A 13,727-nucleotide genomic window follows, 5' to 3' on the forward strand; every position below is an offset into this window, starting at 1 on the left:
CCTTGGCGAGCAGGCTCGCTCCCGCCGGGGCTGCTACAAGAGGCCCTTGACCGGCAACAGGGTATTTACAAAAGCGCTGACGGCGTTGCTGTTTGCCCTGCCCCTGTTCGCGCAAGCGGCAGATCCGCTGCCGTCATGGAACGACGGTCCGGCGAAAAAAAGCATCATCGAATTTGTGCAGACGGTCACCACCCCGAACAACAAAGACTTTGTACAACCCGAAGCGCGGATTGCCGTGTTCGACAACGACGGCACGTTGTGGAGCGAGCAACCGGGGTACTTCGAAGAGCTGTTCGCCTTCGACGAGATCAAGCGCCTGGCCCCCCAACACCCGGAGTGGAAAGACCAGCAACCATTCAAGGCAGTGATCGAGAACGACCACAAGGCCCTGGCCGAAGGCGGCATGGAAGGCCTGCTGAAAATCTTCATGGCTACCCACGCCGGGCTCACCACCGATGAATTTCGCGACAACGTGCAGCGCTGGCTGAGCACGGCCCGTCACCCCACTACCGGCAAGCCCTACACCGAGATGGTCTACAAGCCGATGCTGGAAGTGCTCGACTACCTGCGCGGCCAGGGCTTCACCCCGTACATGGTGTCGGGTGGCGACACCGGGTTTATGCGCGTGTTTGCCGAAGAGGTATACGGCATCCCGCCGGAACACGTGATCGGGTCCACGTTTGTCACCGAGTACCAGCTCAAGGACGGCAAGCCGTCCATTCTGCGCACCGCAAAAATCGCCCACAACGATGACGGCCCGGGCAAACCGGTGAGCATCGACAGCGTGATTGGCCGCCGGCCGATCCTGGCCTTCGGCAACTCCGACGGTGACCTGCAAATGTTGCAATGGACCGCCGCAGGCCCTGGCCCGCGCTTCATGGGCCTGGTGCACCACACCGACGCCAGGCGCGAGTGGGCGTATGACAAGGACTCAAAAATAGGACGCCTGGACAAGGCCCTCGATGAAGCAAAAAAGCAAGACTGGACTATTGTCGATATGGCAACCGAATGGCGGCAGATCTATCCATTTGAGTCCACCAACACCCAGCACCCGCAATAAGAAAAACCATAAACAGGATTGCACTAAACGTTGGTCGCGCTAAGCGACTCAAGCTCACAAGGAGTACGTTGCATGGCTCGAATTTCCACGTGGTTACCCCAAATCGCCCTGGTGGCGGCTTCGGTGATGGCCTTGTCTGCCACCGCTGTTGCCGCCGAAAAACCCAACATCCTGGTGATATTTGGCGATGACATTGGCCAATCCAATATCAGCGCCTATTCCATGGGTGTAGTGGGCTACAAAACCCCCAACATCGACCGGATTGCCAAAGAAGGCATGATGTTCACCGACTACTATGCGGAGAACAGCTGCACCGCTGGCCGCTCCTCGTTCATTACCGGGCAGACTCCGCTGCGCACCGGCTTGTCCAAGGTGGGCGTACCGGGCGCACCGGTGGGCCTGCAAAAACGTGACATCACCATTGCCCAGGCGCTCAAGTCGCAAGGCTATGCCACCGGGCAATTCGGTAAAAACCACCTGGGGGACCGCGACGAATACTTGCCGACCAACCATGGTTTTGACGAGTTCTTCGGCAACCTGTACCACCTCAATGCCGAGGAAGAACCCGAGCGCCCTTACTGGCCAAAAGACGACCCTGATTTCGTCAAAACAGCGTCCCCCCGTGGCGTGATCCACAGTTATGCCGACGGCAAGATTGAAGACACCGGCGCCTTGACTGCCAAGCGCATGGAAACCATCGACGACGAAACAACGGCAGCCGCCCAAGCGTTCATCGAAAAGCAGGCCAAGGCCGACAAGCCTTTTTTCGTCTGGATGAACACGACGCGCATGCACTTGTTTACCCACGTGCGCGATTCCATGAAGGGCCAGAGTGGTATGCCCGGCAACGACTACGCCGATGGCATGCTTGAGCATGACGGCGATGTCGGCAAGCTTCTCAAAACCCTCGACGACCTGAAGCTGACCGACAACACCATCGTGGTCTACACCACCGATAACGGGCCGAACCAGTTCTCCTGGCCGGATGCGGCCACCACGCCGTTCCGCAACGAGAAGAACTCCAACTGGGAAGGCGCTTACCGCGTACCCGCCATCGTGCGCTGGCCGGGCAAGATCAAACCGGGCGAAGTCAGCAACGAGATGTTCTCGGGCATGGACTGGTTCCCTACCCTGCTCGCCGTGGCAGGCGACACAGACGTCAAAGGCAAGCTGCTCAAGGGCTGGGCCCCGGTCGCCGGCGGCACCAACTTCAAGGTGCATCTGGACGGCTACAACCAACTGCCGTACCTGACCGGCCAGCAGCCTAAAGGTGAGCGTAACGAGTTCTACTACTTCAATGATGACGGCATGCTGGTGTCGATGCGTTTCGGCAACTGGAAAGCCGTGTTCTGCGAACAGCGTGAACCGGGCGGTTTCAAGGTGTGGAGCGAACCTTTCGTGTGCCTGCGGGTGCCGAAAATCTTCAACCTGCGCATGGACCCGTTCGAACGTGCCGACGTGGTGTCTGACCAGTATTACGACTGGGCCACAAAAAACGTTTACCTGACAGGTGTGGCGACGATGAAAGCGGCCAAGTTCCTCGAGACTTTTGTCGATTACCCACCGAGCCAGAAACCGGCCAGCTTCAGTGTCGATCAGGTGCGTGCTGAAGTAGACGCCAAGATCGCCGAAAAAATGAAGAACCAGCCAGCGCAGTAAAACGATTTACCTCAATTCCGTGGGAGCCGGCTTGCCAGCTCCCACGGCTTGAGCTCACACCTGCTACTCCCGAATTCTTTCTGCACAAGGCCCTGCGCAATGCCGTTAGCCCTCTCCGCGTCTCAGACTGCCCCTCGCACAACGGTATTAATGCCTGCCTTGTTGCTCTTCATCTCCGGCGCCGCTGCGCTGATTTATCAAGTCATCTGGATCAAGCAACTGTCACTGGTGATCGGCGTCGAGGTGTATGCCATCACCACCGGCATCAGTGCTTTCTTTGCCGGTCTGGCGCTGGGCGGGCTGCTGTTTGGCCGCTTCGCCGACCGTTTGGGCAAACCCCTGCTGCTGTACGCCGGTCTTGAGATCGGCGTGGCACTGCTGGGGGTTGGCGCCACTCTGGGGCTGAGCATGGCCGCCGCGCCGTTCGCCTGGCTCGACCGGCAGGTCGGTCTGCTGGCCTGGTTTTTACCCTTGCTGTTGGTGGGCCTGCCCGCGCTATTGATGGGCGGCACCTTGCCGGTGCTGATGCGCGCGCTGGCGGCTGACCCGCAACATCTGGGCCAGGCCGGTGGCCGGTTGTATGCCGCCAATACCGCCGGAGCCATTGTCGGCACCTTGCTCACGGCCTTTGTGCTGATCGCCACCCTCGGTGTGCGCGGCAGCGCCATTGCCGCCGCCGTGCTCAACCTGGTCGCCGCCCTGGGTTCGTGCCTGCTGCAACGCAGTCATGCCACCCCCGCGGCTGCGGCCAAAACCCCGGCCACACCCCATGCCCCCGCACGTTTGGCCATGGTGCTCTATGCCATTGCCGGCGGCGTGGCGCTGGGTTACGAAGTGGTGTGGTCGCAGTCCATCGTGCAGTTCATGAGCACCCGCACCTACGCCTTTGCCGTGGTGCTGGCGACCTATCTGACCGGCTTGTTTATCGGCAGCAGCCTGATGGCCCGCCGGGTTGATCGCATCCGCGATCCCTGGGGCCTGTTTGGCTTGCTGATCGCAGGCGCGGGCCTGGTGGCCCTGCTGGAAATCGCCCTGCTGGGGCGCTGGCTGATCGTGCTGCAAACCCAGGCCGAGGCGCTGACCCTGGCGTTGGGCGGCAGTGTACTGCTGGGCATGAGCAGCCGTTTCGCGGTGGCCGCGCTGAGCATCGTATTTGTCCCTACTGTGCTGCTGGGCGCCGCCTTCCCTCTGGCCGTGCGCCTGTGCGTAGGCCCGCACCGGGTGGGCCGCGATGTCGGGGCGGTGGTGGCATTCAATACCCTGGGCGGCATTGTCGGGGTTGCACTGTGCGGCTTTGTGTTGATTCCGCTGCTGGGACTGGTGCGCACCCTCGGGCTGCTGGCGATCATCGCTGCTACCGTGGGTTATGTGGCGGTGCGCCAGGGGCACGGGGTAAAAAAGGGTCGCCGCCAGGCGGTGATCGCGGTCGGACTGGCGGCGCTGCTGGTGGCCTGGCTGACACCCGTTGACCGGCTTGCCAGCCTGCTGCCGGGGGCGCGCAACGCCGAGTTGGCGTTCTATGAAGAAGGCCGCGGTGGCACCGTCGCCGTCGTGACCCAGGGCAAGGGCGAACGCGCCTTTCACCGTTTGTACATTCAGGGCGTGTCCAACACCGGCGACGCCATGCCGTCGCTGCGCTACATGCGCATCCAGGCCCTGCTGCCGCTGCTGGTCCACAACGGCGAGCCCCGTTCGGCGCTGGTAATCGGTTTCGGCACGGGCATCACGGCGGGCGCACTGCTGCGCTATCCGCAACTGGAACAGCGGGTGGTAGCAGAACTGTTGCCCTCGGTGGTCAGCGCTGCGTCACTGTTCAAGGGCAACTTCAATGCCGCAACCGACCCCGGCCTGCAGGTGCGCTTGCGCGATGGTCGCCAGGAACTGCTGCGCAGCGAACAACGCTATGACCTGATCACCCTCGAACCGCCACCGCCCTCCGCCGCCGGCGTGGTCAACCTGTACTCGCGGGACTTCTACCAACTGGCCGCGCAACGTCTGCACCCCAAAGGCCTGGTCGCACAATGGTTGCCATTGCCGACGCAAAACATCGACGACTCGCGCTCGCTGGTGCGCAGTTTTCTCGACGTATTCCCTTATGCCACGCTGTGGACCAGCGAGTTTCACGAAATGCTGTTGGTGGGCTCCATGGAACCCATTGAACTGGACGCTGGCCGCATCAGCGCCCGCTTCGAACAACCCGGCGTGCGCGATGCCTTGCAGGATGTCGGGGTAGCCTCGGCTGCGGCGCTGCTGGCCACCTGGGTGACCGATCGCCAGGGCCTGGAACGCTTTGCCGCCGATGCCCCTGCCGTGACCGACGACCAACCCCATATCGAGTACGCACCCTGGGTGCGCGCCAAGGAAATCAGCCGGGTACTCCCGGCGCTGCTTGACCTGCGCCAACCGTTGCCGCTGATCAATGCCGACCCGGCTTTTGTCGAGCGGATGAACATTCACCAACAGCGATTGATGCAGTTTTACCGTTCCAGTCTGCACGCCTATGATGGCGATCGCGAAGCCTGGGGCCGCGACATCCGCGAAGTCATACGCGGTGATGGCGCCAACCCCTATTACCGATGGTTTGTCGGCGAAAGATAGTTAATCAGATGCGGAAGTCGTAATGCCCAATACTAAAAACAAAGCCTCACCTGACCAACCTGATTCGCGCCCTGCCCTGATGAGCCGTTACCTGTTCCCCGTGATCGCCGCCGTGTTGCTGGTGGTGGTCGCAGGTTTGTGGTTTTTCCTCAACCGTCCGCAACCCGTGGCACCGCTGGCCCATGAGCCGGCGATGGCCGTGGTGGCAGCCCCCGTGGTGCCCAGGGCTGCGCCCGCGCACATGGTCGATGAGCAACAATGCCAGGGTTGTCACAGCGCTCAAGTCAAGGACTGGCAAGGCTCTCATCATCAGCTCGCCATGCAACAGGCCGACGCGCAAACCGTGCTGGCCAGCTTCGATAACGTCCAGTTCAAAAGCGAGGGCGAGCGCACCCGCTTCTATCGCCAGAACGACGAGTTCTGGGTCAACACCCCGGGCGCAGACGGCAAGCCTGCGGACTTCAAGGTGGCCTACACCTTCGGCATCGCCCCGTTGCAGCAATACTTGATCGAAGTCGGCGACGGCAAGCTGCAGGCGCTGGGCATCGCGTGGGATACCGAAAAAAACCGCTGGTTCCACCTGTACCCCGGCCAGGGGGTGAGCTTCAAGAATCCGCTGCACTGGAGCAAGCCCAGTCAGAACGCCAACTTTATGTGCGTCGAATGCCACACCACCGGCTACAAGCGCAACTTCGATGCCGCGACCAACAGCTTCAACAGCCAATGGAACAGCCTTGGCGTCGGCTGCCAGGCATGCCATGGCCCGGCCTCCAGTCACCTGCAATCGGTGGCCGGTAAAAACGACCTGCCCCATGCCGGTTTCGACGTCGACCTCAAAAGCAAGGACGCCACCGCCGAGATCGAAACCTGCGCCCGCTGCCATGCCCGTCGTGCGCCCCTGGGCGATGGTTTTACCGTCGGCAAGCGCCTGATGGACGACTATCTGCCCAGCGTACTGACCCGCGAACTGTATGCCCTGGACGGAAAAATCAAGGACGAGGTGTTCGAACACGGCTCCTTTGCCCAAAGCAAAATGTTCGACAAGGGCGTGCGCTGCAGCAACTGCCACAACCCCCACAGCAACGAGCTCAAGGCACCTGGCAATGGCGTCTGCCTGCAATGCCACAATCCCGCCGGCAAGGCTGCGATCCCCGGCATCGATGACAAGGGGCTACAGGCCAAAAACTACGATTCGGTGGAGCACCATCGGCACACAGAAGGCCAGCCCGGCTCCCGGTGCGTGGATTGCCATATGCCTGGCAAGCTGTACATGGGCAATGACTTTCGCCATGACCACAGCTTCAGCCTGCCCAACCCGGTACGGGCCAGAATCCTCGGCACCCCGGATGCCTGCCTGACCTGCCACCAGGGCAAGGCGGGAGACAAGGTGACCGAGCAATTCAAACTCTGGACCGCCCATGACGCTCCCCAGGCCGCCCGCTACGATGAAAGCCTGTGGCTGATTCGCGGCGGTCAACCCGGTGCGGCGCAGGCGCTGTACGAGCAGTTGCGACGCAGCAATCTGCCGGCGATTCAACGGGCGACGTTATTGGCCGAGCTGGCGAACTACCCCAGCGAATCGGCCTTGAAACTGGCCAGCAAGGACCTCAACGACCCGGCACCGCAAGTCCGTGAAAGTGCGGTGCGTGCCGTGAGTGCATTCCTGCCACCGGCCGAGCGTCAGCCGCTGCTGACACCGCTGCTCGATGACAATGTGCGCGCAGTGCGCATCATTGCCGCACGCAACCTGCTGGGAGCGGCACGCAATGGTCTGGGTGCTGCGCAAGGCGCTTGGGAAAAGGCCATCGGCGAGTACGAGGCGGTGCAACTGAGCCTGGCCGAGCGGGCCGAATCCAATCTCAACCTGGCCATGCTGTATCAGGCCAGCGGGCGCAATGCCGAGGTCGAACCCAAGCTGCGGGCCGCCCTGCTCAGAGATCCGGACTTCTTCCCGGCACTGGTCACCCTGGCCCAATGGCTGGAGGCCAGTGGTCGTGGTGCCGAGGCCAAAACCCTGCTCGACGCCGGGATCAGGGAACACCCTGACGCGGCCCTGCTGCAACACACCCAGGGCCTGGCGCTGATCCGCGCAGGCCAGCCGGCACAAGCCATGGCCGCGTTGCAAAAGGCGGTGAAACTGGAACCCGGGAATGCGCAATACCGCTATGTGCTGGCGGTGGCGCTGCACGAAAGTGGTGAGGTGGATAAAGCCTGCGCGCAGCTGGAAGACCTGCTCAAACGCCAGCCTTCAAACCGTGATGCGCGGCTGTCGTTGATCCAGTTCTACCTCGACAGCGGCCAGGAACCCAAGGCGCAGGCGGTGCTGCAGGCCTGGAAAAAGATCAATCCGCAGGATGTGGCGTTGAAGTGATGAGTGCCAAGCGGCGGGGTACGCAAAACTTGTAGCCGCTGCCACTCAAAATTGCAGTTATTCAGCCCGAGTACATATCCATTCGATGCGCCACGGCGCTCTACGGGTTTCGCTCTTACGGCCCTCACAGAAGGCCGAACGCAGGGGCTGTCATGGGGAAAACCTGTTTGGCGACGGGATCTGTGACGCCTCCAATCCACTGTGGGAGCGAGCCTGCTCGCGAAGGCATCACTGCGGTTCGCCAGATAGAGCGCGTCGCCTGCTTCGCGAGCAGGCTCGCTCCCACAAAAAAAAGGTGCTGTTTCAAGTCTGATTATTGCCTTGGCTTTTGCTGTACCGCGCGATTGCCCAAACGACACGAACGCCCCTCACAGAAGGCCGTGCGCAGGGGCGCCACGGTCACTCCCCCGCCATCCGCTCCAGGCTGTTGCTTAGATGCAGCAGCATGGCCGCGCGGGCCGCGTCGGGGTCTTGCCGGCGGATGGCACGCAAGATTGCCTCATGTTCCAGCACTGCCATTTGCCCCAACTGCTTGAGGTCGGTATCACCGCGCTCTTCGTTATTGATCCGGGTACGCGGGATCACCGAACGCCCCAGCTGCGCAATGATATCGGTGAAATAGGTATTGCCCGTGGCCTGGGCAATCAAACGATGGAAGCGCAAGTCCGGCTCGACGCTGCTGTCGTTATTGGCCAGTGAGTCCTGATGGTCATCCAGCGCCTGGCGCATCTGCAGCAGTTGCTCTGCTGTGCGACGTCTGGCCGCCAGCGCCGCAGCCTGGGTCTCCAGCCCCATGCGCAATTCAAGGATGCCCCGCACACTGGCCGCCGTATCGCGGCTCAACTGAATGCCCTGGCGCTGATCGCGCTCAAGCACGAAGGTGCCTATCCCGTGCCGGGTTTCGACCAGCCCCGATGCCTGCAATTTTGAAATCGCCTCACGCACCACCGTGCGACTCACACCATGCTCACGCACGATGGCCGACTCGGATGGCAGTTTCTCGCCGGGTACCAGTTGGCCCAACAGGATTCGTTGTGTCAGCTCGGCGACGATGTCGTGGGCCAGGCCGGGGGAACGCTTGCGTACCGGTGCGCTCTGCGGGTCGTGCATGGGGCAAATCCCTTCGAATAAGACCTCCTGATACTAGCACCTGAACCGCCAAAACATGTATGACAACCTATATAAAACTCAGATAAACCGCTGTTTAAAAACAATCTCTTCCCACAGACAAGTACTTTAAAACGCTCTTAAACCAGGCACAGATTGGCTTTAATCGGCGTTAAATCGACCAAAAAGCAGTTATAAATAGATTTTTTATAACTTATTGGTTTGTTTCAGGGCATTGCTAGGGCAAAAGTCAACTCGTATGATGTCTGGCAACTGCAGGCCCGACTTGCAGCACACATCACCCGCATAAAAATAATCAGTGGGGCTTTGAATTGTGAACACTTCCAGCAACCCGTCTGCTGCGCACGCCAACGACCCCGTCCTGGCGCGTGCGATCCAAAAGGTGAAGAGGCATGTACTGCCACTCTTCGTCATCATGTTTATCGTCAACTACATTGACCGCGTAAACATCGGCTTTGTACGTACCCACATGGAGCACGACCTGGGCATTGGTGCCGCCGCCTACGGTTTCGGCGCCGGGCTGTTCTTCATCGGCTACGCGCTGTTTGAAGTGCCGTCCAACATGCTGCTGCAAAAAGTCGGCGCCCGTATCTGGCTGACCCGGATCATGTTCACCTGGGGCATCACCGCCACACTGATGGCCTTTATCCAGAACGAAACCCACTTCTATATCCTGCGTTTTTTACTGGGCGTGGCCGAAGCAGGGTTCTTCCCGGGCGTGATCTATTACTTCACCCGCTGGCTGCCCGGCGCCGAGCGCGGCAAGGCGATTGCCATCTTCCTCAGCGGGTCGGCGCTGGCCTCCCTGATCTCGGGGCCACTGAGCGGGCTGTTGCTGCAAATCACCGGCATGGGCCTGCATGGCTGGCAGTGGATGTACATCATCGAAGGCATGGCCTCGGTGTTTCTGTGCGGTTTTGTCTGGTACTGGCTGGACTCCAAGCCCCATGACGCAAAATGGCTCAGCCGTGAAGAACAAGACGCGCTGGTCAACGAAATTGACCGCGAACAGCGCGAGCGCGATGCGGTAAACACCGTAAAACCCAGCATGCTTACGCTACTCAAGGACCGCCAGATCATGCTGTTCTGCGCGATCTACTTCTGCATCCAGCTGACCATTTACGCGGCAACCTTCTGGCTGCCGAGCATCATCAAGAAAATGGGTGACCTGAGTGACATGCAAGTGGGGTTTTTCAACTCGATCCCGTGGCTGATTTCAATTATCGCCATGTACGCCTTTGCATCGCTGGCCAGCCGCTTCAAGTATCAACAAGCCTGGATCGCAACGGCCCTGCTGATTGCCGCGCTGGGCATGTTCCTCTCCACCACCGGCGGCCCGATCTTTGCGTTTATCGCCATCTGTTTTGCCGCGATCGGCTTCAAATCGGCGTCGGCGCTGTTCTGGCCCATCCCCCAGGGTTACCTGGATGCACGCATCGCAGCAGCCGTGATCGCGCTGATCAACTCCATCGGCAACCTCGGCGGATTCGTCGCCCCCACCACCTTCGGTTTTCTGGAACAAACCACAGGCTCGATTCAGGGCGGGCTCTATGGCCTGGCCGGTACGTCGATCATTGCGGCAATCATCGTGTTCTTTGCCAAGACCAAACCTACGCCAACGGCTGTGACCCCCGCCGCCCTGCAACCTGCCTGACAAGGAACAGACCATGAACGCCGAACATCAGCACCACAGCACAAAAGCCCCGATCGTCACCAGCCTGCAGGTGATCCCGGTAGCCGGCCATGACAGCATGCTGCTCAATTTGAGCGGCGCCCACGGGCCCTTCTTTACCCGCAATATCGTTATCCTCAAAGACAGCAGCGGCAATATCGGCGTCGGCGAAGTGCCGGGCGGTGAGCGTATCCGCGAAACCCTGGAGGACGCGCGCAGCCTGGTGGTGGGCCAACCCATCGGCAACTACCAGAGCATCCTCAACGCCATGCGCACCACCTTCGCCGCCCGCGACTCGGCGGGCCGTGGCCTGCAGACCTTTGACCTGCGCATCACCATCCATGCCGTGACCGCCATGGAAGCCGCCCTGCTCGACCTGCTCGGTCAGTTCCTTGAAGTACCGGTGGCAGCCTTGCTCGGCGAAGGCCAGCAGCGTGACGCCGTGAAAATGCTCGGCTACCTGTTCTACATCGGCGACCGCCAGCAGACCGACCTGGCTTACCGCAGTGAAGCCGATGCCGATGACTGGTTCCGCTTGCGCCATGAGCAGGCACTGACCCCCCAGGCCGTGGTCCGTCTGGCCGAGGCGGCACAAGCCAAATATGGCTTCAACGATTTCAAGCTCAAGGGTGGTGTGCTGCGCGGCGCCGAAGAGATCGACGCGGTAACCGCTCTGGCCGAACGCTTCCCCGCTGCCCGCATCACCCTGGACCCCAATGGCGCCTGGTCACTCAAGGAGGCCATCGCACTGTGCCGCGACCAGCACAAAGTGCTGGCTTATGCCGAAGACCCCTGCGGTGCGGAAAACGGCTATTCGGGACGCGAAGTGATGGCTGAATTCCGCCGGGCCACCGGGCTGCCCACCGCCACCAACATGATCGCCACCGACTGGCGCGAAATGGGTCACGCGATTCAGTCCCAGGCCGTGGACATCCCCCTGGCCGACCCGCATTTCTGGACCATGCAGGGCTCGGTACGGGTTGCGCAGATGTGCCACGAGTGGGGCCTGACCTGGGGTTCGCACTCCAACAATCACTTTGATATATCCCTGGCCATGTTCACCCAGGTTGCAGCGGCAGCCCCGGGCGAAATCACCGCCATTGATACCCACTGGATCTGGCAGGACGGCCAGCGCCTCACACACGAGCCGCTGAAAATCGTCGACGGTCACATCAAGGTGCCCGCAAGGCCGGGGCTGGGTGTAGACATCGACATGGACGCCGTGGCCAGGGCGCATGAGCTGTACAAAGGTATGGGGCTGGGCGCACGGGACGACAGTGTGGCCATGCAGTACATGATTCCCGGCTGGAAATACGACAACAAAAAGCCCTGTCTTGTACGCTGAGTTGGCCATTGATCAATGGCTTGGGTTTTGACTGAAGGCGCCTGCAACGGGCGCCTTTTTCATGCCTGAAGACTGGATCCGATCCTGAATTACAGGCAAAAAAAAGCCCAAGTAGCTGATGGAAACTTGGGGCTTAAAAATGCATAAACCGTGGTAGGTGAACGCAGGGCGATCTTACCCTATCGTAACAATCAGTAACAAGTGATTCTGCACAATTTATTTCAAATCAATACTGACCTAAGTCATTAAATTGCCACGCTTTTTATTATTTTTTTGGATCCAAACTGATTTTAAAAAGCCATTACGGCGCTTGATCTGGGTATTTTTTACCCACCACAAACCCCGTCTGCACGGACCGCGCCGGTGCCAAAATTGCGTTGTAAATCAAGCACCCCGCCGCTCTTCAGCCTGCGTAGTTGGCCCGTAGCGCCATCAAGCCACCCTGATAGATGCCGGTAAACAGTTCTTGTGCCTCCTCATCGCTGACACTCAGTGGCGTGAAGCGGCCCGACCAGGTCACACGCGAGGCGTCGCCGTGTGCTTCGACGCGCAAGGTTGCCAGATAATCGGTCACCGGGAACGGCGCCTTGGTGATGGAGTAGCTGTAGGTTTTGTTCGCGTTGTCGAACGTTTCAAGCCGCTCGACGATCACCGTGCCATCTTCGGTACGCAACGTGCGCAAGCGCCCGCCTTCGCCGGGCTCGCTTTTAACAACAAACGGCAGCCAGTCAGGCAGTGAGTTGAAACCGCCGATCAATTGCCACACCTGATCGGCTGAAGCGGGAATATCGATAAACGCGGATGCAGTTGCCATGTGAGAAGTGCCTGTCTGAATAAATGGGGTTTGACCGCTGTGCTTTCGACGATCCGGATGTACAGCGTGAGCGACGACAGCATGCTGCGGGGGTTGCTCGAATTCAATCCATGGCTACGAAAGGCCGAGCCGATTGGCTCCATGGATCAGTCATGTCGGGGCAGCAACCAGTAATACAGCAGTGCCGGGGCGGTAATGTGAAATAACCGTCACCGAGAACGTCCCGCCGGGCTCTGCGTGTGGGAGATAGCAGTACCATCGGCACACACAATCAAAAAGTGCAACAGGGTCAAACAACATATCGAATGTCGTGAATATCTATAAACCGATGAAGGTTAATTTAACGAAAACTCCAGAGCGTGTGGATTAGACTAAGGCACTTCTCTTGGAGCCCTACTGCTCTCCAGATGTACTTAAACTAAATAAAACGATACTTTTAATTGGCCCGTTGATTTAAACCTCCACCTCAGTCAATGTTCAATAAACTCACGAATCTGATTCGGCTTTAATCTTACTCCCAACAGCACATATAATTTCCCGAGCACTGCCTCCCGAGTTATATAACCGGCTGAGACAACACCCGCATCACGAATATTATCGCCGACTCTATGAGGGCTTCGACCTGCACACCGTGAAATAGCTACAACAACAATACCTTTGAGAGAGGCATTACGAAGGCTTTCAACCAGGCCTGAGCCCTCATCAATCACCCACTCGCTGCCTTCATGCTCTAGCACCAAAGCCTGCACTCCACTCACCAGCATGCCATCAAGAAACGAAGAGTCTAAGCCTGGATACAAGGGAACAACCCCGACCCGGGCTGATTCCATCGGGGTTCTGTAGCTGATGTGATCAGGCAAGTATGAAATATCTCGTTGGCAAGCAACGACATCATGCTCTACAAATGGGTGCCTGCCGGAGGTTTTAATTTTGGTTGACCGAAGCGGCGTCAACATTTCCCCATGGAAATATAAATACACTCGGCGGTTGCAGGAGCTGAGTGCAACACGGTTATTGAATTGAAGCCGGAGCATCATGCCGCATAGCCAAGGCTTCCTGCATCACCTCTCCCATGACTTC

The 13,727-nt window shown here is 59.5% G+C and carries 9 protein-coding genes; 6 read left to right on the forward strand and 3 right to left on the reverse strand.

The features are described from left to right. Positions 1-46: 46 nt before the first annotated feature. The 4 genes from ACZRMS_RS17015 (at position 47) to ACZRMS_RS17030 (ending at position 7,688) form a co-directional block, all read left to right on the forward strand. Positions 47-1,060 (forward strand): HAD family hydrolase, encoded by a 1,014-nt coding sequence (locus ACZRMS_RS17015; RefSeq protein ID WP_463996220.1) that lies wholly within the window; start codon positions 47-49, stop codon positions 1,058-1,060. Between the two features lie 72 nt (positions 1,061-1,132). Further along, the gene (locus ACZRMS_RS17020; protein ID WP_463996211.1) at positions 1,133-2,719 is read left to right on the forward strand and encodes an arylsulfatase; all 1,587 of its coding nucleotides are present in this window, start codon (positions 1,133-1,135) and stop codon (positions 2,717-2,719) included. A gap of 99 nt (positions 2,720-2,818) precedes the next feature. Continuing rightward, positions 2,819-5,317, forward strand: coding sequence for a spermidine synthase (locus ACZRMS_RS17025; RefSeq protein WP_463996212.1), 2,499 nt, complete (start codon positions 2,819-2,821; stop codon positions 5,315-5,317). A gap of 22 nt (positions 5,318-5,339) precedes the next feature. After that, entirely contained in the window at positions 5,340-7,688 is a 2,349-nt protein-coding gene (locus tag ACZRMS_RS17030; protein ID WP_463996213.1) for a tetratricopeptide repeat protein, read from the forward strand. Between the two features lie 399 nt (positions 7,689-8,087). Here the strand turns inward: ACZRMS_RS17030 and ACZRMS_RS17035 are convergent, their stop codons facing one another. After that, positions 8,088-8,798, reverse strand: coding sequence for a FadR/GntR family transcriptional regulator (locus ACZRMS_RS17035; RefSeq protein ID WP_463996214.1), 711 nt, complete (start codon positions 8,796-8,798; stop codon positions 8,088-8,090). Between the two features lie 331 nt (positions 8,799-9,129). On the opposite strand from ACZRMS_RS17035, the gene ACZRMS_RS17040 reads away from it, so the two are divergent. Both ACZRMS_RS17040 and gudD read left to right on the forward strand, forming a co-directional pair. Continuing rightward, a complete protein-coding gene (locus ACZRMS_RS17040; protein ID WP_463996215.1) occupies positions 9,130-10,470 on the forward strand; it encodes an MFS transporter in 1,341 nt (446 codons plus the stop codon). Between the two features lie 13 nt (positions 10,471-10,483). Beyond that, positions 10,484-11,833, forward strand: a complete 1,350-nt coding sequence (gudD, locus tag ACZRMS_RS17045) for a glucarate dehydratase (protein WP_463996216.1) — start codon at positions 10,484-10,486, stop codon at positions 11,831-11,833. 403 nt (positions 11,834-12,236) lie between these two features. On the opposite strand, the gene ACZRMS_RS17050 is transcribed toward gudD, so the two are convergent. Then, a complete protein-coding gene (locus ACZRMS_RS17050) occupies positions 12,237-12,647 on the reverse strand; it encodes an SRPBCC family protein (protein ID WP_463996217.1) in 411 nt (136 codons plus the stop codon). Between the two features lie 470 nt (positions 12,648-13,117). Continuing rightward, positions 13,118-13,627, reverse strand: coding sequence for a hypothetical protein (locus ACZRMS_RS17055; RefSeq protein ID WP_463996218.1), 510 nt, complete (start codon positions 13,625-13,627; stop codon positions 13,118-13,120). Between the last annotated feature and the right edge of the window lie 100 nt (positions 13,628-13,727).

Source organism: Pseudomonas sp. B424 (assembly GCF_055408345.1).

Coding starts and splice junctions, on each gene's coding strand:
- ACZRMS_RS17030 (WP_463996213.1), top strand. CDS start 5,340: ATGCCCAATACTAAAAACAAAGCCTCACCTGACCAACCTGATTCGCGC.
- ACZRMS_RS17025 (WP_463996212.1), top strand. CDS start 2,819: ATGCCGTTAGCCCTCTCCGCGTCTCAGACTGCCCCTCGCACAACGGTA.
- gudD (WP_463996216.1), top strand. CDS start 10,484: ATGAACGCCGAACATCAGCACCACAGCACAAAAGCCCCGATCGTCACC.
- ACZRMS_RS17035 (WP_463996214.1), bottom strand. CDS start 8,798: ATGCACGACCCGCAGAGCGCACCGGTACGCAAGCGTTCCCCCGGCCTG.
- ACZRMS_RS17020 (WP_463996211.1), top strand. CDS start 1,133: ATGGCTCGAATTTCCACGTGGTTACCCCAAATCGCCCTGGTGGCGGCT.
- ACZRMS_RS17050 (WP_463996217.1), bottom strand. CDS start 12,647: ATGGCAACTGCATCCGCGTTTATCGATATTCCCGCTTCAGCCGATCAG.